This window comes from Fontimonas sp. FW305-C-3 (genome assembly GCF_058783185.1).
In genome coordinates, this window is sequence record NZ_JBYSYK010000003.1 from 314,445 (window position 1) to 334,108 (window position 19,664).

Genomic DNA, 19,664 nt, shown 5'->3' on the forward strand with positions numbered 1-19,664 from the left:
CGCACTGCAAGTGTGAATCCCGGGTTGCACTCGGGCTACAACCCAGCCTTACATCGTGTGGGTCGGCTTGTCGCCGCCGAGCGCGCCGGCCAGCAGCGACTCGATCTTCTTCTGCGTGGTGCCGCCATCCTGCGTGCTGAACTGCACGCCAATTCCCTGCAGGCGCTTGTTCTGCGCGCCCTTGGGCGTCAGCCAGACGACCTTGCCGGCAACCGGGATGCGTTCGGGGCTTTCCATCAGCGTCAGCAGAATGAACACCTCATCGCCGAGGTGATAGTCCTTCGTCGTCGGAATGAACAGGCCGCCGTTCTTGACGAACGGCATGTAGCCGGCCAGCAGGCCGGCCTTGTCCTTGATGTTGAGCGTCAATATGCCGGGCTGTGCACTGCCGGCTCGATTGGGTGGTGTGCTCATTCGCGATGCCCCAGATGGTGTTCCGTCCCCAGGCGAACTGTAACCGATCTGGCCCGCACGGGATCAGGCCTTGCCAAGCACGCTGGGGCCGAGTTTCAGCCAGTTGACGAACAGCGACTCCAGCAGCAACTGCGGCTGCGCATTGCCGCCAGCCAGACGCAGGGCCTCGATGACTTCATCGAGCATGAGCTCGAGCGCTTCCAGCGCGGCGGCATCGGCATCCTTGCGCAACGCATGATGGCGCAGCTGCTGATACAGCCAGCCCCAGGCCCACTGCAGATGCTCGGCAAGACCGTCGCGATCGATCTTGGCGGCCGCGGTCACCGGATCGGTTCTGCGGCGGCCGACGCTGGTCCACAGATCGATCCAGGTACGCCGCAGTGCCAGGCTGTCGCCTTCCATCATCGCGAGCGCATGCAGCGGCGCGCCATGTGCCGCCACCAGCGCTTCGGCGCTGTCTCCCACCGATGCCTGGGCGCTGAGCCACTCGGCGGCGACTGCCGGCGCGGGCAGCGGCATGCGGACCCGCTGGCAACGGCTGCGCAGCGTCGCCGCCAGCGCCTGCGGCCGCGAAGCGATAAGCAACAGATGCGTCGCCGGCGGCGGCTCTTCGATGGTCTTGAGCAGCGCATTGACGCTGTTGACGTTGAGCGAATCGGCCGGATCGATCATCGCCACCCGCGCCGTCCCGTAGTGCGATGACAGGCTCAGGCGCTCGATCAGCGCGCGTGCCGCCTTGATCGAGATGTCGCGGCGCTGGCTTTTCTCCTCCGGCTCCCAGTGCGCCAGACCCTGCTCGTGCTGACCATTGGCGGTCAACGCCATGCCGAGCAAGCCATCGGTGCTGAGCAGCATCGCATTCGGATGCGCACCGACCGCGAACTGCACGCAGCTGCGACACTGGCCGCAGGCATAGCCGCTGCGCTGCTCGCACAGGATGAACGCCGTCAGCGCACGCGCGAACCAGCGCTTGCCGACGCCTTCCGCGCCCGTCAGCAGCACGGCATGCGACAGGCGCTGCTGCAGCACCTGCGCGGTCAGCTCCAGCCACAGCTCCTGCTGCCAAGGCAGCGGCTTGTTGAATGCCGCGCTCACCAGCGTCGCTCCAGGACGGTGCGGATCTGCGCAAACACGGCATCCGCGTTCTGCGCGGCGTCGATGACGACGCAGCGCTCTGCATCTTCCTGCGCCCGTCGCAGGAATGCGGCGCGGACGCGCTGCATGAACGGCAGTGCCTCCGCCTCGAAACGGTTGGCCTGCCCACGCGCCAGCGCGCGCTGCAGGCCGACTTCGGGATCGAGGTCGAGGATCAGCGTCAGGTCCGGTTTCAAGGTGGGCATCACCAGCGCTTCGAGCGCCTGGATGTGTGCGTCCGCAATACCCTTGCCGGCGCCCTGGTACGCATAGCTGGAATCGACAAAGCGGTCGCAGATGACATCGCTGCCGGCTTGCAGAGACGGCTCGATCAGCCGGCGCAGATGCGCGGCGCGTGCGGCGAACATCAGCAGCAGCTCGGCCTCGACGCCGACGCCCTCTTCCCAGGATTGCAGCACCACGCCACGGATCGCTTCGGCGAGCGGCGTACCGCCCGGCTCGCGGGTCTGCACGACCTGCCGCCCGTGCGCATGCAGCCAGTCGCGGATGCGCGCGGCCTGCGTGGACTTGCCGCTGCCTTCGCCGCCTTCGAGCGTGATGAATCGTCCGCGCATCAGGGCCTGCGCTTCAGCTGATATTGACGGACCGCGGCATCGTGCTGCTCCAGCGTCTCGGAGAACACATGCGTGCCGTCGCCACGCGATACGAAGTACAGCGTCTTGCCGGCGTCCGGATGCAGCGCCGCGTGGATCGCCGCGCGCCCCGGCAGGCAGATTGGCGACGGCGGCAACCCGGCGCGCATATAACTGTTGTACGGCGTATCCGTCGTCAGATCGTTGCGACGCAGATTGCCGTCGAAGCTCGCACCGAGGCCATAGATGACGGTCGGATCGGTTTGCAGGCGCATGCCCAGCTGCAGGCGGCGCACGAACACGCCGGCGATCTGCGCGCGCTCATGCTCGGCACCGGTTTCCTTCTCGACGATCGACGCCATGATCAGCGCCTCTTCCATCGTCTGGTACGGCAGCCCTTCGGCGCGCGAGGCCCATTCCTCCGCGAGCACCTTGTCCATCGTCGTCGCGGCGCGGCGCAGGAATTCGATGTCGCTCAGACCACGCGAGAAGCGATAGGTATCCGGGAACAGGCGGCCTTCCGGATGGCCGTCGCTGCGCCCCAGCGCCGCATAGACTGCGTCCGGCGTGGCGTCCGGCATCGTCTGCTGGATGCTCGGATGCTTGCGCAACTCGGTCAGCGCCTGCGTGAAGGTCCAGCCTTCGATCAGGCGCAGCTCATGGAGGACCGAGCGGCCATCAATGAACATCTGTAGCGCCTGCAGCACGTTCATGTCCGGCGTCAGCCGGTACTCGCCGGATTTGATCTGCGGGCCGATCTCGGTGATGCGCGCGTAGGCCCGCAGATACAGGATGCTGCGCGGTGCCGCCGGCAGATAGCCCTGATCGGCCAGTCCCTGCGCGACCGCGGAGAAGCCCTGCCCCTTGGGAATCTCGAACAGCGCGTCCTGCGGAAGATCCAGCGGCTGCTGCAGCACGCGCCAGGCATCGACGGCCAGCGCCACCGCCATGCTCGCCATCAATGCCATCAGTAGCAACAGTGTCCGCATCACAATCCCTTGTTCGTCGTTGCGGGATGCGCGAGCGCCTGCAGCAGGCGCCGCGTATGCATTCCTGGCGCCGGCCAGCGCCTTGCGTCCAGCGCGTGCACCGGCCACAGGCCGATGACCGCGTTACAGATGAAAACCTCATCGGCAGCCTGCAGATCGTCCAGCGTCAGCGGCCGGATGCTCAGATCCAGCCCGAGCGCGGGCGCCAGTTCGATCAGCTTGCTGCGCATGATACCGGCGATACCGCATTCATTCAGCGCCGGGGTCAGCAGCTGGTTTCCGGCGACGCAGAACAGGTTGCTGCGCGTGCCGCAGACGATCCTTCCCTGCGCATCGCACAGCAGGCGTTCGTCGATACCCTCCGGCCAATCGCGCGACGCCAGCACCTGTTCGAGACGGTTCAGATGCTTGATGCCGGCCAGCAGCGGCTGGGCCGCCAGCGTGATCCGGCTGACATCGATGCGAATGCCATCGCGCAGCGCCGCTGGATTCGATACCGGTGCAGCACTGGCGATCACCCAGCGCTCGCTCGCATCGCCGGTCGAACGATAGCCGCGCCCGCCCGCGGCACGCGCGACGATGATCTTGACGATGGCGCCCTGCGCGCCGCCGACGGCCTGCCGCGCTTCGGCGAGCAGCTGAGACGCCGGCGGCATCGCCAGCTGCAGTGCCGCGCAATCCGCGGCAAGCTTGCTGAGATGACGGTCCCAGTCGACCAGTTGCCCCTGCGCGTACAGCACGGTGCGGAACACGCCATCGCCATAATGCAGGGCACGGCTGCTGGCGATGCCGGCATCGACGGCAACGCCGTCGCGCAGCGTTCGCAGACTCATGCGCCGCGTCCGAGGGCGAGCAGCAGACCGCGCGCTTTCGCACGCGTCTCTTCGAGCTCGGCCTGCGGCTCGGAATCGGCGACGATGCCGGCGCCGGTGCGCAGACGCAGCTTGCCGGCCTGCCAGACCAGCGAACGGATGAGGATGTTGCTGTCCATGCGCCCGTCGCGCGACAGATAACCCATCGAGCCCGTGTACGGTCCGCGCCCCTCGCCTTCGAGCTCGGCGATGATCTGCATCGCCCGCACCTTGGGGCAGCCGGTGATCGTGCCGCCGGGGAACACCGCCCGCAGCGCTGCGCCCGCGCCCAGTCCCGCGCCCAGCGTGCCGCGGACGTTGGAAACGATGTGATGCACGTGCGCGTAGCTCTCCAGCGCCATAAGTTCGCTGACGACGATGCTGCCGGGTTCGCAGACGCGGCCGAGATCGTTGCGCTCGAGATCGATCAGCATGACGTGCTCGGCACGCTCCTTCAGATTGCCGAGCAGCACTGCGCGCAGCTGAGCATCTTCGGCGGCATCGTTGCCGCGCCGCCGCGTGCCTGCGATCGGCCGGGTCTGCACAGTGCGGTCGTCGATTTGCAGCAGACGTTCCGGCGAGGAGCTGATGACGGCACTGTCGCCCCAGCGCAGGATGCCGGCGAACGGCGCGGGGTTGGTCTTGCGCAGGCGCCGGTACAAAGTCGCCGGACACACCTCGTCAGGGATCACCGCGTCCCAGGCGCGCGACAAATTGATCTGGAACACATCGCCGGCGCGCAGCCATTCGAGGATGCGGCTGACGCCGTCGGTGAAGCGCGTCGGCAGTTGTTCGTCGATGGCGCTGGCGATCCAGTCCGGCGGATCCGCGGGCATTGCGCTTCGCACTGCATCGACGTCGCCGCGCAGCTGCGCAATGCCGGCGGCGCCGGATTCACTGATCAGATGCAGACGATTCTGTTCGCGATCATGAATCACCGCCGCGCGGCAACGCACCGCAAGGGCATCCGGCAGTGCGTGCGGCGAATCCGGCAGCTTCAGCTGCGGCTCCACCCAGCGCGCGGCTTCGTAGCCGAGCAGAAAGAACCAGCCGCCGGTAAACGGCAGATTTTCGTCGCGGGGCAGCGTGCCCTCGCGCGCGACCCAGCGGTCCAGCTCGGTGAAGAAATTCTGACCGTGAATCGCGAAGCCATCGGCCACCAACCGGCCGTGCTGACCGACGAGGCTTTCGCCCGGCTCGGCAAACAGGATGTCCCAACGCCCAGACTGCGGATGCGCGGCGACGCTTTCGAGCAGGAAGGGATAGCGCTGTGGATCGCGCTGATGCAACAGCGACAGGTCGAAGCCGTCGGCGGCTAGAGTGAGATGTTGCAGGGTCATGCGATCCGCATCGTGGCCAAAGGCGTTCAGACCAGATCGTTCAGACCCGATCACCGGCGCCTGCCTCTCGGCAGGCCGCGCAGATCAGACGTAACGCTTGAACGCCAGCGTGCCGTTGGTACCGCCGAAGCCGAAGGAATTCGACATCGCGATGTCGAACTTCGCTTCGCGCGCGACATGCGGCACGTAGTCGAGATCGCAGCCTTCGTCCGGGTTGTCGAGATTGATCGTCGGCGGCAGCACCTGATCGCGCAGCGCGAGCAGCGAGAAAATCGCCTCGATACCGCCGGCGGCGCCGAGCAGATGGCCCGTCATCGACTTCGTCGAACTGACCGCGACCTTGCTGGCGTAGTCGCCCAGCGCGCCTTTGACCGCCAGCGTCTCGGCAACGTCGCCGGCCTGCGTCGACGTCCCGTGAGCGTTGATGTAGCCAACCTGTTCCGGATTGATCTGTGCATCGCGCATCGCGTTCTGCATGCACAGACGCGCGCCGCGGCCGTCTTCCGGCGGCAGCGTGATGTGGAAAGCGTCGCTGGACATGCCGAAGCCGATGACTTCGCCATAGATCTTCGCGCCGCGCTTCTTCGCCGCTTCGAGTTCTTCGAGGACGACAACGCCGGCGCCGTCGCCGAGGACGAAACCGTCGCGATCCTTGTCCCAAGGCCGGCTGGCCCGGGTCGGATCGTCGTTGCGCGTCGACAGCGCGCGGGCCTGGCAGAAGCCCGCCATGCCGGCCGGCGCCGAACCGGCTTCACCGCCGCCGGCAATGTAGACGTCGGCGTCGCCGGACTGGATCAGGCGTGCGCCCAGACCAATGCTGTGCGTCGCCGTCGTGCAGGCAGAGACGATGGCGAAATTCGGCCCGGAGATTCCCAGGTCGATCGTGATGTAGCCGGAGATCATGTTGATGATCGAGGCCGGTACGAAGAACGGAGACACCTTGCGCGGGCCACCGGCCTGCAGCTTGGCGCATTCCTCCTCGATGGTCCCGATGCCGCCGATACCGGAGCCGACGCAGACGCCGATGCGCTCGCGGTTGGCGTCGGTGATCTCAAGGCCGGCGTCCTTGACGGCCTGCTTGGCCGCGGCGACGCCGTAATGAATGAACGGATCGGTGCGCTTGACTTCCTTGACACCCATCCAGTCCTCGGGCTTGAAGTCTTTGACCAGGCCCGCGAATTTGGTGGTGTAGGCCGACACGTCGAATCCCGTGATCGGCCCAATCCCCGACTTGCCCGCAAGAATGTTCTTCCAGGCCGTAACGGGATCGTTGCCCACAGGCGAAACGATCCCGAGGCCGGTGACGACAACGCGTCTGCGGCTCATAGCAAATCTCTGATTCGGAAGGGAGTGCTAGCTGTGAGGCCCGGGGCTTAGCCCTGGTTGGTGTGAGCCTTGATGTAGTTCAGAACGTCCTTGAACGTGACGATCTTCTCGGCTTCTTCGTCCGGGATGTCGATTTCAAACTCTTCTTCCAGCGCCATCACCAGCTCGACGGTGTCCAGAGAATCGGCGCCCAGGTCTTCAACGAAGGAGGCCTCGGGGGTGATCTGATCTTCGCCGACCGAAAGCTGTTCAGCAATGATCTTTTTGACCTTCTCTTCAAGCGTGCTCATGCGTGACTCCGCAGTTTTTTGGTGTGAAAAGCCGGCGTATTGTAGATGAAGCCGCCGGGGGAAACAGAATAACTATTTTTCTTTCTATATACAGAGCATTAGCTCATGTATAAGCCACCATTCACATGAATGGTTTCGCCGCTGATATAGCCGGCTTCGGAGGAAGCCAGGAACGCCACCGCCGCCGCGATGTCGGCCGGCGTGCCCAGGCGCTGGGCCGGCACCCGGCTCAGCAACGCCTGCTTGGTCTCGTCGTTCAGGGCCTTGGTCATGTCGGTATCGATGAAGCCCGGCGCGATCACATTGACGGTGATGCCGCGCGAACCGATCTCCTGCGCCAGCGCCTTGCTGAAGCCGACCAGGCCCGCCTTCGCGGCGCAGTAGTTCGCCTGGCCCGGGTTGCCCATGGCGCCGACCACCGAGCCGATGCTGACGATACGGCCGTAGCGCGCCTTCATCATGCCGCGCAGCACCGCGCGCGACAGGCGGAACACCGAAGTCAGATCGGTTTCGATGACGTCGGACCAGTCTTCGTCCTTCATGCGCAGCAGCAGGGTGTCGCGGGTCACGCCGACGTTGTTGACGAGCACGCTGATCGGACCGATCTCGCCGAGCAGCGCTTCGCAGGCCGCCGGATCGCGGACGTCGAGCACCTTGCCCTGCCCGCCGCTGGCGGCGAGGGTTTCGCCGATCGCCTGCGCGCCGGCGGCGCTGGTCGCGGTACCGATGACGCGCGCGCCTTCGGCCGCCAGGCGCTGCGCAATGGCGCTGCCGATGCCACGGCTGGCGCCGGTGACGAGGACGGTTTGATCGGCAAATCTTTGGGTCATGTCGAAGACATCCGCGGAGCCGCCCGCAGCGGCGGGCGATTCATTAATGAGTATGAGCAGCAGGATCCGAGCCAGGAAGGATAGCACCCGGCCCCGCCATGCCTCGCAGGGCCTAGCCGCTCAGCAATGCAGACGCTGCCGCAAGCCCGCTCGCGTCTTCCAGTGCCTGTGCAGGCACAGACTTGTTGATGCGCTTGCTCAGACCACACAGCACTTTGCCCGGTCCGCATTCGAGGAACAGCTGTGCGCCACCCTCGACCAGTCCGTTGACCAGGCGCGTCCATTGCACCGGACGGTAGAGCTGATCGCGCAACGCAGCGCGAATCGCCTCGGGTCCCTGCGCGGGTTGACCATCGAGATTGTGTGAGACGGGAATGACAGGTGTGTGAATTTTCAGATCCGCCATTGCCGCGAACAGCTGGTCGGCGGCACCGCGCATCAGCGAGCAATGCGAAGGCACCGACATCGGCACCTGCACGACCATGCGCGCGCCGTGCGCCTTGGCATTTTCCAGCACCCAGTCCACCGCTGCGCGATGCCCGGCGACAACGACCTGGCCGGGCGAATTGAAGTTGGCAGGCTCCAGCACCCCATCGACCGGACAGGCCTTGCACAACGCAGCCACCTGCTCGTCATCGAGTCCGACGACCGCCGCCATGCCGCCGGTACCGGCCGGCACCGCCGCCTGCATCAGCTGACCGCGCAGTTCAACCAGCTTCAGCGCATCGGCAAAACCAAGACTTTGCGCCGCAACCAGCGCGGCGTATTCGCCCAGGCTGTGTCCAGCCAGAGCTTGCGGCGACGGCAGGTTCTGGCTCTGCCAGAGGCGCCAGACTGCGACGTTGGCCGCGAGCAGGGCCGGCTGCGTACGCTCGGTCCGGTTCAGTTCTTCCGTCGGGCCCTCGCGCACGAGGCCGGCGAGATCCCAGCCCAGCGCGTCGGAAGCTTCGGCAAACGTCTGCGCCACCAGCGGCGAATCATGTCCGCCCAGCATGCCGACGGCCTGCGAACCCTGCCCGGGAAACAGCATTGCGTACTTCATATGAGATCTTGCGTCGATTCTGATTTGATTTCTGGAATCATAACTTTGCGCTCTCTTCCTCGAAAGCTTCCGAAGACGAGCCCGTAAGCGAAGGCGGCGAGCGTACCAAACAGATGAGATTCGACCACGACCCTGCCGCCCAGCGCCGTTTCGTCCGAAACCGGGCCGCCCGCGATCAGCTCCCAGCCGATCTTGCCGACCAGATAGGTCAGACAACCGGCCGCGATCAGATCGCGCTTGAGCACCTGCGGCATCAGGCCGAGCACGAACAGGCCATGGATCACGCCGGACATGCCGACGTAGTTGCGCAAGCCCGGCTCGAAGGCGAGCAGGCAAAAGCTCATGACGACGGCGAGCACGGCGACGCGACGCGCCCAGACCCAGCCGCTCAGCGCTTCCGGACACAGCAGCACCAGCACCAGCAGGCCGAGCGCATTGAGTGCGCAGTGATACCAGCCAAGGTGGACAAAGCTGCCGGTCAGCACCCGCCACCACTGCGCATTGTGGAGAATCTGTGTTCGATCGTAGGCAAGCGCCGAACGACCGGCATCACCGAGGGTCTCTAGCGCTAAGATCAGCACGATCAGAACCAGCGGCGCCAACCACACCGCGCGGGAGCTGTAGGGTGATTTTGTTATCATGTGTCGAGGGCGTCGGCCCTACTTTCTTTTATTACAACAAATAGTTGGATCAATGATGGCCATTCGTTCACAGCACATGCAACGCGGCTTCACCCTGATCGAGATCATGGTCGTTGTCGTCATTCTCGGCATTCTCGCCGCCGTCGTCGTCCCCAACATTATGGGCAGACCGGATGACGCCCGCATCACCAAGGCCAAGCAGGATATCCGCGTCCTCGAATCGCAGCTCAATCTGTACAAGCTCGACAACTACAGCTATCCGTCGACCCAGCAGGGCCTCGAATCGCTGGTCAGCAAGCCCGGCGGCGAACCCGATCCGAAGAACTACAAGAGCGGCGGCTACATCAAGACGCTGCCGAAAGATCCCTGGGGCAACCCGTATCAATATCTGCAGCCGGGCACGCGCGGCGAGTTCGATCTGTTCTCGCTCGGTGCAGACAACCAGCCGGGCGGCGAAGGGCCGGCCGGGGACATCGGCAACTGGAATCTGGGCGGCTGATCACCGCCCTTAGCCCCGGTCCTCCCGATGCGCGCCCGCTCGTCCGGCTTCACGCTGGTCGAAATCCTCGTCGTGGTCGTCATCGTCGGCATCATGCTGACCTTCGCGACGCTGGCGATCGATTCCTCGGGCGATCGCGCGATCGAAGACAAGCTCGTCACCGAATCCGAGCGCATGGAGCAGCTGTTCAAGCTGGGTGAAGAGGAAGCCGAACTCAAGGGCATCGAGATTGGCTTCATCCACACCAGCAGCGCCTACGCTTTTGTGGTCGTCGGTCCCGATGGCGACTGGATTCCGTTCACGGAAGGGCCGCTGCGGCCACGGCCGATTCCACAGCCGCTGGAATTCGCGCTGCGCGTCGAGAACCGACCGGTGGCGCCGGCACAGACTCTGCCCGAGCCACCCAGCGACGACGACAAGAAGGCCAGCGATGCCAGCAAGCCTGAAGTCGTGCCGCAGGTGATGCTGCTGTCGAGCGGCGAGATCACGCCGTTCACGCTGGATCTGACGACACCGGCGCTGCCCGTGAGTTACCGGCTGACGGCGACGCTGCTCGGCCAGGTGTCGAAGGAGCGCTTCGAGCGCGAGGGTCTGCGATGAATCGCGGCCTCCGTCGCAGCGGTGGCTTCACGCTGATTGAAATGCTCGTCGCCGTAGCCGTGCTGGCAATCGCGATGGCGGCGATCCTGTCCGGCATGGCGCGTTATGCCGACAACGCCAGCCATCTGCGCGAACGCACCTTCGGCCTGTGGGTCGCGCACAACCGTCTCGCCGAATTCGAACTGCAGAAGACCTGGCCGGATGTCGGCAAGGCCGACGGCACGGTCGAGATGGGTGGCTTCAAGTGGAAATGGAAGGCCGAGATCAAGAAGACGCAGGACGACAACCTGCGCCGCATCGATCTGGTCGTGCTGTCGCCGGACGGCAAGAGCAATGCGGCGTCGCTGTCGTCGTTCCTGCCCAATGCCGGCAAGCAATAACGTGCGCGCCATCCGTTCACAGCAAGGCTTCACGCTGCTGGAGCTGATCGTCGTCATCGGCATTTTCGCGATCTTTGCGCTGATGGCCTATGGCGGGCTCGATTCGGTGCTGAACACCCGGCGCCAGGTCGAGATTGCACAGGAGCGCATCGCCGCGCTGCAGAAAAGCTACATCCGCCTGCGCAACGACCTGCAGCAGGTCAGCAGTCGCACAGCGCGCGACGGCTTCGGCGATACGCAGCCGGCGCTGCGCGCGACCGACAAGGGCTATCTGGAATTCACCCGCGCCGGCTGGCGCAATCCGCTGCTGCTGCCGCGGCCGGGTTTCGAGCGCATCGCCTACCGTTACGAAGCCGGCAAGCTGATCCGCAGCTCCTGGCGCGTGCTCGATCAGGCGCAGGACAGCAAGGCGGTCGATGTCACGCTGTTCGACAACGTCGAGCAGGTGCGCTGGCGCTACTTCGATAAAGTCAGCAACGAATGGCGCGACCGCTGGCCCTACGACACCAGCAGCGGCACGGCGCAAGCGGCCATTGCGCCGCCCGAGGCGGTAGAGCTGACGATGCGCACGAAGGATGTTGGCGAACTGCGCTTCCTGTTCAGGATCGGGCTGGATGCCGTGAAGATTCCGCCGATTTATGGGGGCGGCGACGATTGTCAAACGACCGGTGGCACCGGTTGTGTATCGCCGACTCCGGAGCCAACGCAAGATTCGGATCCGGCGTTTGTTCCATGACCAACCGACGCCAACAATCCGGCATTGCCCTGATCACCGCGATCCTCGTCGTCGCGATCGCCGCCATCGCGTCGGCCGCGATCCTCGGGTCGGCCAACATCGCGATCCGCCGCACGGCGAACCTGCAGGAATCCGAACTGGGCTGGTGGTATGCGGTCGGCGTCGAGGGCTGGATCAAGACCATCCTCGATCGCGACCAGGACCAGAACAAGTTCGACTCCCTGCGTGACGCCTGGGCGATGCCGGTCGACTTCCTGCCGATCGACGAAGGCTATATCCGCGGCGGCGTCGTCGATCTGCAGGGGCGTTTCAACCTCAACAATCTCGCAAGCCCGGATCCGACCCAGCGCGCACAGCAGGTACAGATCTTCGTCCGCATCCTGCGCTATGCCGAGGTGGCCGAGGAATACCAGGCGACGGCAATCGCCGCCGCGATCACCGACTGGATCGACGCCGACCAGGAGCCCACCGGCGCCGATGGCATCGAAGACAGCGAATACCTGCGCGGCGATATTCCCTACCGGGCCGCCAATCGCCTGATGGCCGGCGTCTCGGAGCTGCTCGCGGTGCGCGGCATCGACAAGAAGGCCTACGCTCGCGTCAGCGGCATGTTCTGCGCACTGCCGCAGGTCGGCACGCCGATCAACGTCAACACGGCGCCGCCGGCGGTGTTGATGGCAATGGCTTCTGGCGGCAGTCCGGAACTGGAGCTGTTCCTGAAAGAGCGTGTCGATAAACCGATCGAATCCAGCGGTCAGATCGCGACCCGCCTCGGCCCCGCCTTTAACGAGGTTCCACGGAACATGCTGACGATCAACAGCAACTTTTTCATGCTCCGCGCCGAAGTCTTCATAGGCAGCGGGCGGACGGCCCTGTATAGTTTCTTCTTCCGCCCATCGCAGGGTAATACTGCGGTTTACGGGCGCAGCACAGACGTCGAATAGTGCGCGAAACCCTATATATCAGACTGCGCGCCGCCGAAGCGGATGCGCCCACGGCCTACTGCATCGCGAGCAACGATGCGGTGGTTTCGTTTGTGGTCGAAAACGCGCCGCTCGAGGCGGCGTTGGCCCACGCCGCCGGCCGTCGCCTCGTCGTGCTGGTGCCGTCTGCCGATGTGCGCCTCGCCGGCGTCAGCCTGCCGGCCAAGCAGGCCGCGAAGGCGCTGCAGGCGATTCCCTATCTGCTCGAAGACCAGCTGGCCGACGATGTCGAGACGCTGCATTTCGCCCTTGGCGCTCGTCAGGCCGACGGCAACTGGCCGGTCGCGATCGTCGCCCACCAGCGCCTGCAGCAGTGGCTGACGTTCTTCACCGAACGCGGTCTGCGGCCCGACGCGATGATCCCGGATGTCCTGGCGCTTGCGGTGCCGGCGGACCAGCAGTTCAGCATGCTGATCGATGGCGATCAGGTACTCGTGCGCAGCGGCGCCGACAGCGGCTTTATCTGCGTGCGCGAGGATCTCGAACTCAGCCTGCAGCTCGCCGATCCGGAAGGCCAGCGGGCGCTGCGCATTGCGATCCCGCGCGATCAGCAATTCGATCCCAGCACGCTGGGCCGCAGCGTCGAACCCCTGCACGGCTACACGCAGCCGCTCGACGCCCTGCTGCAGGCCTTGCGCCCGGCGCAGGCCATCGACCTGCTGCAGGGCAACTATTCGGCCAAGCAGAATCTGATTCGCCACTGGCTGCCCTGGCGCCTGGCGGCCAGTCTTGCCGGCGTGGCGATTCTGCTCGCGGCAACCGTGCATGGCGTTCAGGCCTACCGCATCGGCAGCGAACTCAAAGCCTTGAACAGCGCCAATGAAGAGCGCTACAAGCAGATCTTCCCGAACGAGACCCGCATCGTCGACCTCGACGCCCAGCTGACGCAACAACTCACCCGGCTGAGCGGCGGCAGCGGCAACGCGAAGATGCTGCCGCTGATTGCCACCGTCGCCAGCGCTCAGAGCGCCGTCAGCGGCGTCAAGATCGACGCGCTGCAATACCGCGAAGGCGCGCTGTACGTCGGCATGAGCGCGGCCAATCTACAGGCGCTGGACGCGCTGAAGGCCTGGTTCGAACAGGCCAAGGCCGGCGCGCTCGAAGTGCAGTCGGCCAATTCCGGCAGCGAAGGCGTGCAGATCCGCATCAAGTTGACGCCCGCATGAAGAACCTCATCGACAGCGCATCCGCCTGGCTGCGTTCGCTCGCCCCGCGCGAACGCGTCCTCGTCCTGCTGTGCGGCGTCGTCGTGCTGCTGACGCTGATCTATGTCGCCGGCTGGAAGCCGCTGGTCGATGCACACGTCCGCCGCGAAGCCTCGCTGGAACGTGCGCGCGGCATTGCGACGCGTATTGAGCAGGCTGCCGCGGAAGTGCAGGCCGCCGGCCCGGCGCGCGCGGTCAACAGCAGCACCTCGCTGGTCGCCGCAGTCGATCAGACCAGCCGCTCGGCAGTGCTCGGCAAAGCGCCGTCGCGCGTGCAGCCCGAAGGCGAAAAGGAAGTCAAAGTCTGGATCGACGATGTTCCCTTCGACAATCTGTTGCGCTGGCTGCAGGAACTCGAAATGAAGTACGGCATCAGCACGAGCAGCGCGGAAATAGAGCGCAGCTCGGCGCCGGGCATGGTCAACGTCCGCGTGACACTGGTGCGCGCCTGAACAACACGATGAAGACTCGTCACCTCATTATTGCCGGCGTCCTGACCTTCGTCGTTGGCGTGCTGGTCCAAGCCCCAGCGGCGCTGCTATACGCTTGGATCGCCCCCAAGGCGGCGATGCCGGTCGACGTGCTGGGCGTCAACGGCACGTTGACGCAGGGTCGCGCCACGCAGATTCGCTTCGGCAATCAGGTGCTGGTTGCCGACATCGACTGGACGCTCAAGCCATTGGGCCTGTTGCTCGGCCACCTGAGCTACCAACTGCATAGCGGCACGCCGCCGCTGATGATCGACGGCAAGGTTTCGCAGAGCCTGATGAGCACGGCGTTCAGCGAGCTGACTGCCAATGGCGAACTGCGCACGCTCGCCGCCGCGGCCGGACAGAGTTTTGTGCCGGTCAACGGCGTCGTGAATCTGGATCTGAGCTCGCTGAAGCTGCGCAACAACTGGCCGGTGTCGGCAGAAGGCTCGCTGCAGCTCAACAATCTGCAGTGGACGCTCGGCAAGGAGCCCGCAGCGCTGGGCAATTATCAGGCGGCGCTGAGCACCGAGGACGATCAGATCGTTGCCCGGATCAGCAGCCTTGGCGGCAGCGTGGACATCAGCGGCGAAGCGCGGGTAAAGCCAGACCGTAGCTATTCCTACGCGCTGAAGCTCAAGCCGAAGCCGGATGCCCCGCCGATGATCGCCAATCTGATGAAGCAGCTCGGCACGCCTGATGCCGAGGGTTATTACAGCCTGCAGAAGAGCGTCGATGCCCCGCCACCGCCAGCTGGCGTCGAACAGGCCGTCGAAACCGCTCCCGGCGATTCAGGCTCGAACGTCAGCCCGGCCACCCAGCGAACGCCGCCGCCGGCCAACCAGCCGCCGCGCACGCCGGAAGAAACCGAAGAAGAAGGCCTGACCTTCGGCGGTAGCCGTTAGCAGCGTGGCCATGAGTTGGTCTCCTCACGTCGTTGTCGCCAGCATCGTCGAGCGCGATGGCCGTTTCCTGATGGTCGAGGAGCAGATCAACGGCGCCCTGCGCCTGAACCAGCCGGCCGGCCACTGGGAAAAGGACGAAACCCTCGTCGAGGGGGCGATCCGCGAAGCGCTGGAAGAAACCCGCTGGCAGGTCATGCCCACGCATGTGCTGGGCCTTTATCACCATGATCCGGTCGATCTGCATTACGGCTTTCTGCGCGTGGCTTTCATCGCCAAAGCAGAGCTTGAACACCGCGAGCGCAAACTCGACACCGGCATCGAACGCGCGGTCTGGATGACGCGCGACGAGATCGCCGCCAGTGTCGCGATCCACCGCAGTCCGATGGTGCTGCGCTGTGTCGACGATTACCTGTCCGGCACGCGCTATCCGCTGGATCTGATCGCTCACCTTTAAATCCGTGGCGAACCAGGACCAACACGTCATCGTCGGCATGTCTGGCGGCGTCGATTCGTCGGTCAGCGCCTGGCTGCTGAAGGAGCAGGGCTATCGCGTCTCCGGCCTGTTCATGGTCAACTGGACCGAGGACGAAGAGGCCTATTGCAGCGCCGCCGAAGATTTCCAGGACGCGCGCCGCGTCTGCGAGGAAATCGACATCCCGCTGCACCGCGTGGACTTCTCGCGCGAGTATCGCGAGCGGGTGTTCGCGCAGTTTCTCGCCGATTACGAAGCCGGCAAGACGCCGAATCCGGATGTGCTGTGCAACCGCGAGGTGAAGTTCCTGCCGTTTCGCGAGTACGCGCTGCGGTTGGGCGCGGACTGCATCGCGACCGGGCACTACGCGCAGATCGAACAGCACGCCGACGGCCCGGCCCTGCTGCGCGCCGTCGACGACAACAAGGACCAGACCTATTTCCTCGGCGCGGTCCATCACGATCATCTGCGCCAGGTGCTGTTTCCGGTCGGCGGCCTGCCCAAGCCGCAGGTGCGCGAGATCGCGCAGCGCGCGGGCCTGCCGGTGCATCAGAAGAAGGACTCCACCGGCATCTGCTTCATTGGCGAACGCGAGTTCCGCGATTTCCTGTCGCGCTACCTGACGCCCGAGCCCGGCGCCATCGTCGACGACAGCGGCAAGCCCATCGGCCGGCACACCGGGCTGATGCATTACACGCTCGGTCAGCGCCGCGGCCTCGGCATCGGCGGCACGCGCGGCGGCAAGGAAGCGCCGTGGTTCGTCGTCGGCAAGGATCGCGCAAGCAACCAGCTCATCGCGTCGCAGGACGAGGCGCACCCGCGCCTGCTGGCCGATAGCCTGGTGACCGGCCCCTTCAACTGGCTCGCGCCAAAGCCCGCGGACGGCACCCGTCTGCTCGCGCGTATCCGCCATCGCCAGACCTTGCAGGCCTGCAGGGTCGAGCACCAGGGCGATGCACTAAAAGTGTGCTTCGACACGCCGCAGCGTGCGGCCGTCGCCGGCCAGTTCTGCGCCCTCTACGAAGGACAGCGCTGCCTGGGCGGCGGCGAGATTTCCGACGTCAAGGATCTGCGAGCGATTCGCATCTAGCGCAGCGGGTTTGGTTTCTTCGCGCGCGCAAGATGCACGGCAAGAGCCGTTATCCGTCGGTTTTCCCGCTATAATTTCGCGCCGTTTTGCACGCGCCCTCGTGGCTGACATCCTCGTGCAGAAACGCTGACCTCAAGCCACTGCCGGGAGTTTCTAGCCATGACGGACAGCTACAAAGCAAAGTCCACGCTCAACGTTGGTTCCAAGACCTACAGCTACTTCAGCCTCAAGGCCCTCGAACCCAAGTTCAACATCTCCCGCCTGCCCTATTCCTACAAGATTCTGCTCGAGAATCTGCTGCGTCACGAAGACGGCCTCAACACGACCAAGGTCGAGATCGAAGCGCTGGCTGGCGCCGATCTGGCCAAGCTGCCGTCCAAGGACATCAACTTCACGCCGGCGCGCGTGATCCTGCAGGACTTCACCGGCGTACCCTGCGTCGTCGACCTCGCCGCGATGCGCGACGCGATCAAGACGCTCGGCGGCGACGCGTCCAAGGTCAACCCGCTGTGCCCGGTCGAGCTGGTCATCGATCACTCGGTCATGATCGATCACTACGGCTCGAAGGACGCGCTCGATCTCAACGCCAAGGTCGAGTTCCAGCGCAATGAAGAGCGCTACACCTTCCTGCGCTGGGGCCAGGAAGCACTGAAGAACTTCAAGGCCGTGCCGCCCGATACCGGCATCGTCCACCAGGTCAACATCGAATACCTCGCCCGTGTCGTCTTCGAAAACGACAGCGGCCTGCTGTACCCGGACAGCTGCTTCGGCACCGACTCGCACACGACGATGGTCAACGGCATCGGCGTGCTGGGCTGGGGCGTCGGCGGCATCGAGGCTGAAGCCGCGATGCTCGGCCAGCCGTCGTCGATGCTGATGCCGGAAGTCATCGGCGTGAAGGTCAGCGGCAAGCTCGCCGAAGGCGCGACCGCGACCGACCTCGTGCTGACCGTCACCGAAATGCTGCGCAAGCGCGGCGTCGTCGAGAAGTTCGTCGAATTCTTCGGCCCGGGCCTCGCGAACCTCTCCGCTTCCGATCGCAACACGATCGCCAACATGGGCCCGGAATACGGCGCCACCTGCGGCATCTTCCCGATCGACAACGAAACCCTGAACTACCTGCGCCTCACCGGCCGCAGCGAGCAGCAGATCGCCGTCGTCGAGGCCTACGCCAAGGCGCAGGGCATGTGGTGGACGCCGGAAGCACCGGAAGCCGACTACACCGACGTGCTGACGCTCGATCTGGGCAGCATCAAGCCGTCGCTTGCCGGCCCGAAGCGCCCGCAGGATCGCGTGCTGCTGACCGACGTCAAGGCCAACTACCGCAAGGCCTTCGAGGCCGAACAGAAGTCGCGCCCGTCGAAGGGCCCGGCCAAGGTCACCGATGCCGGCAAGACCTTCGAGCTGAAGGACGGCGCGGTGATGATCGCCGCGATCACGTCCTGCACCAACACCTCGAACCCGAGCGTGCTGATCGGCGCCGGCCTGCTCGCCAAGAAGGCGCGCGCGCTGGGCCTGACCAGCAAGCCCTGGGTCAAGACCTCGCTGGCACCAGGATCGCTGGCGGTCACCGAGTACCTGAAGAAGGCCGGCCTGATCGAAGACCTCGAGCACCTCGGCTTTTACGTCACCGCCTACGGCTGCACGACCTGCATCGGCAACTCCGGCCCGCTCAACGAGCCGCTGGGCAAGGCGATCAACGACAACACGCTGTCGGTTTCGGCCGTGCTGTCGGGCAACCGCAACTTCGAAGGCCGCGTCCACCAGGACGTGCGCATGAACTACCTCGCCTCGCCGCCGCTGGTCGTCGCCTACGCAATCGCCGGTTCGACCGACCTCGACCTGACGACCGAACCGATCGGCCAGGGCAAGGACGGCAAAGACGTCTTCCTCAAGGACATCTGGCCGACCAACTCGGAAATCCAGGAAGTCGTCGCCAAGGCCGTCACCGCCGAAGGCTTCAAGAAGAGCTACGCCGACGTGCTCAAGGGCGATGCCCGCTGGCAGTCGATCAAGATCAGCAAGTCGGAAACCTATCCCTGGGATAGCCAGTCGACCTACATCGCCAACCCGCCGTACTTCCAGGGCATGACGATGACGCCGCCGGGCATCCAGCCGATCAAGGGCGCGCGTGCGCTTGCGCTGCTGGGCGACTCGATCACGACCGACCACATCTCGCCGGCCGGCGACATCAAGAAGGACGGCCCCGCGGGCAAGTACCTCGAAGAGCGTGGCGTCAAGAAGGCCGACTTCAACAGCTTCGGTTCGCGCCGCGGCAACCACGAGATCATGATGCGCGGCACGTTTGCCAACACGCGCATCAAGAACGCGATGACGCCGGGCGTCGAAGGCGGCGTCAGCCGCCACTACAACGGTTCCGCCGGTCCGGTCGAGCCGATCTACGACGTCGCGATGAAGTACCAGAAGGAAGGCACCCCGCTGGTCGTTCTCGCCGGCAAGGAATACGGCACCGGCTCGTCGCGCGACTGGGCAGCCAAGGGCACGATCCTGCTCGGCGTGAAGGCCGTGATCTCGGAATCCTTCGAGCGCATCCACCGCGCCAACCTGGTCGGCATGGGCGTGCTGCCGCTGAACTTCGTCGATGGCCAGACCCCGGCCAGCCTCGGCCTCGACGGCTCCGAAGTCTTCGACTTCGACGGCCTCAAGAATGGCGCGACCGAAGTCGGCGTCACCGCGAAGAAGGCCGACGGCAAGTCGATCTCCTTCAAGGCCAAGGTGCGCATCAACACGCCGATGGAGTGGGAATACTACGAACACGGCGGCGTGCTGAACTACATGCTGCGCCAGATGGCGAAGTAAGCCGCACAAGCTGGAAGAAAAAGGCCGCGCAAGCGGCCTTTTTCATGTGCTTCA

The 19,664-nt window shown here is 65.0% G+C and carries 22 protein-coding genes; 11 read left to right on the forward strand and 11 right to left on the reverse strand.

Annotated elements, in window-relative coordinates; translation table 11 throughout:
* Positions 1-48: 48 nt before the first annotated feature.
* The 11 genes from AC3WUF_RS12945 to rrtA all read right to left on the reverse strand — a co-directional run bounded on the left by AC3WUF_RS12945 (position 49) and on the right by rrtA (position 9,411).
* On the reverse strand, positions 49-414 hold the full coding sequence (locus tag AC3WUF_RS12945; RefSeq protein ID WP_492426197.1) for a PilZ domain-containing protein: 366 nt from the start codon (positions 412-414) through the stop codon (positions 49-51).
* A gap of 63 nt (positions 415-477) precedes the next feature.
* Positions 478-1,509, reverse strand: a complete 1,032-nt coding sequence (locus AC3WUF_RS12950; protein WP_492426199.1) for a DNA polymerase III delta subunit-related protein — start codon at positions 1,507-1,509, stop codon at positions 478-480.
* The gene (gene tmk / locus AC3WUF_RS12955) at positions 1,506-2,123 is read right to left on the reverse strand and encodes a dTMP kinase (RefSeq protein ID WP_492426201.1); all 618 of its coding nucleotides are present in this window, start codon (positions 2,121-2,123) and stop codon (positions 1,506-1,508) included. Before tmk ends, AC3WUF_RS12950 begins: the two co-directional genes overlap by 4 nt.
* Positions 2,123-3,130 carry an endolytic transglycosylase MltG gene (mltG, locus tag AC3WUF_RS12960; protein WP_492426203.1) on the reverse strand — a complete coding sequence of 336 codons (1,008 nt, stop codon included), beginning with the start codon at positions 3,128-3,130 and terminating at the stop codon, positions 2,123-2,125. Before mltG ends, tmk begins: the two co-directional genes overlap by 1 nt.
* Positions 3,130-3,963: an aminodeoxychorismate lyase gene (gene pabC / locus AC3WUF_RS12965; RefSeq protein WP_492426205.1), complete on the reverse strand. Its 834-nt coding sequence runs from the start codon at positions 3,961-3,963 to the stop codon at positions 3,130-3,132. Before pabC ends, mltG begins: the two co-directional genes overlap by 1 nt.
* Entirely contained in the window at positions 3,960-5,321 is a 1,362-nt protein-coding gene (locus AC3WUF_RS12970; RefSeq protein WP_492426207.1) for an aminodeoxychorismate synthase component I, read from the reverse strand. The genes pabC and AC3WUF_RS12970 overlap by 4 nt, the downstream gene beginning before the upstream one ends.
* 84 nt (positions 5,322-5,405) lie before the next feature.
* Positions 5,406-6,647, reverse strand: a complete 1,242-nt coding sequence (fabF, locus tag AC3WUF_RS12975; RefSeq protein ID WP_492426209.1) for a beta-ketoacyl-ACP synthase II — start codon at positions 6,645-6,647, stop codon at positions 5,406-5,408.
* A gap of 47 nt (positions 6,648-6,694) precedes the next feature.
* Positions 6,695-6,937, reverse strand: coding sequence for an acyl carrier protein (gene acpP, locus AC3WUF_RS12980; RefSeq protein WP_492426211.1), 243 nt, complete (start codon positions 6,935-6,937; stop codon positions 6,695-6,697).
* Between the two features lie 98 nt (positions 6,938-7,035).
* A complete protein-coding gene (gene fabG, locus AC3WUF_RS12985) occupies positions 7,036-7,767 on the reverse strand; it encodes a 3-oxoacyl-ACP reductase FabG (protein ID WP_492426213.1) in 732 nt (243 codons plus the stop codon).
* A gap of 112 nt (positions 7,768-7,879) precedes the next feature.
* On the reverse strand, positions 7,880-8,809 hold the full coding sequence (gene fabD, locus AC3WUF_RS12990) for an ACP S-malonyltransferase (RefSeq protein WP_492426215.1): 930 nt from the start codon (positions 8,807-8,809) through the stop codon (positions 7,880-7,882).
* Positions 8,806-9,411 (reverse strand): rhombosortase, encoded by a 606-nt coding sequence (gene rrtA, locus AC3WUF_RS12995; protein ID WP_492426217.1) that lies wholly within the window; start codon positions 9,409-9,411, stop codon positions 8,806-8,808. The genes fabD and rrtA overlap by 4 nt, the downstream gene beginning before the upstream one ends.
* Before the next feature lie 94 nt (positions 9,412-9,505).
* Here rrtA and gspG point away from each other — a divergent pair, with 94 nt between their 5' ends.
* The 11 genes from gspG to acnA all read left to right on the forward strand — a co-directional run bounded on the left by gspG (position 9,506) and on the right by acnA (position 19,610).
* A complete protein-coding gene (gspG, locus tag AC3WUF_RS13000; RefSeq protein WP_492426219.1) occupies positions 9,506-9,949 on the forward strand; it encodes a type II secretion system major pseudopilin GspG in 444 nt (147 codons plus the stop codon).
* A gap of 27 nt (positions 9,950-9,976) precedes the next feature.
* Positions 9,977-10,549, forward strand: a complete 573-nt coding sequence (locus tag AC3WUF_RS13005; RefSeq protein ID WP_492426221.1) for a prepilin-type N-terminal cleavage/methylation domain-containing protein — start codon at positions 9,977-9,979, stop codon at positions 10,547-10,549.
* The gene (gene gspI, locus AC3WUF_RS13010; RefSeq protein WP_492426223.1) at positions 10,546-10,929 is read left to right on the forward strand and encodes a type II secretion system minor pseudopilin GspI; all 384 of its coding nucleotides are present in this window, start codon (positions 10,546-10,548) and stop codon (positions 10,927-10,929) included. The genes AC3WUF_RS13005 and gspI overlap by 4 nt, the downstream gene beginning before the upstream one ends.
* Position 10,930: 1 nt before the next feature.
* Complete coding sequence (gspJ, locus tag AC3WUF_RS13015; RefSeq protein WP_492426225.1) at positions 10,931-11,665, forward strand: type II secretion system minor pseudopilin GspJ; 735 nt, start codon at positions 10,931-10,933, stop codon at positions 11,663-11,665.
* A complete protein-coding gene (gene gspK / locus AC3WUF_RS13020) occupies positions 11,662-12,609 on the forward strand; it encodes a type II secretion system minor pseudopilin GspK (protein WP_492426227.1) in 948 nt (315 codons plus the stop codon). Before gspJ ends, gspK begins: the two co-directional genes overlap by 4 nt.
* Positions 12,609-13,814, forward strand: a complete 1,206-nt coding sequence (gene gspL, locus AC3WUF_RS13025; RefSeq protein ID WP_492426229.1) for a type II secretion system protein GspL — start codon at positions 12,609-12,611, stop codon at positions 13,812-13,814. The genes gspK and gspL overlap by 1 nt, the downstream gene beginning before the upstream one ends.
* The gene (locus AC3WUF_RS13030; protein WP_492426231.1) at positions 13,811-14,305 is read left to right on the forward strand and encodes a type II secretion system protein M; all 495 of its coding nucleotides are present in this window, start codon (positions 13,811-13,813) and stop codon (positions 14,303-14,305) included. The genes gspL and AC3WUF_RS13030 overlap by 4 nt, the downstream gene beginning before the upstream one ends.
* 8 nt (positions 14,306-14,313) lie before the next feature.
* Positions 14,314-15,228 carry a type II secretion system protein N gene (locus AC3WUF_RS13035; RefSeq protein WP_492426233.1) on the forward strand — a complete coding sequence of 305 codons (915 nt, stop codon included), beginning with the start codon at positions 14,314-14,316 and terminating at the stop codon, positions 15,226-15,228.
* 10 nt (positions 15,229-15,238) lie between these two features.
* Entirely contained in the window at positions 15,239-15,682 is a 444-nt protein-coding gene (locus AC3WUF_RS13040; protein ID WP_492426235.1) for an NUDIX hydrolase, read from the forward strand.
* 4 nt (positions 15,683-15,686) lie between these two features.
* Positions 15,687-16,790: a tRNA 2-thiouridine(34) synthase MnmA gene (mnmA, locus tag AC3WUF_RS13045; protein ID WP_492426237.1), complete on the forward strand. Its 1,104-nt coding sequence runs from the start codon at positions 15,687-15,689 to the stop codon at positions 16,788-16,790.
* Positions 16,791-16,949: 159 nt separating this feature from the next.
* Entirely contained in the window at positions 16,950-19,610 is a 2,661-nt protein-coding gene (gene acnA, locus AC3WUF_RS13050; protein ID WP_492426239.1) for an aconitate hydratase AcnA, read from the forward strand.
* Positions 19,611-19,664 lie beyond the last annotated feature (54 nt).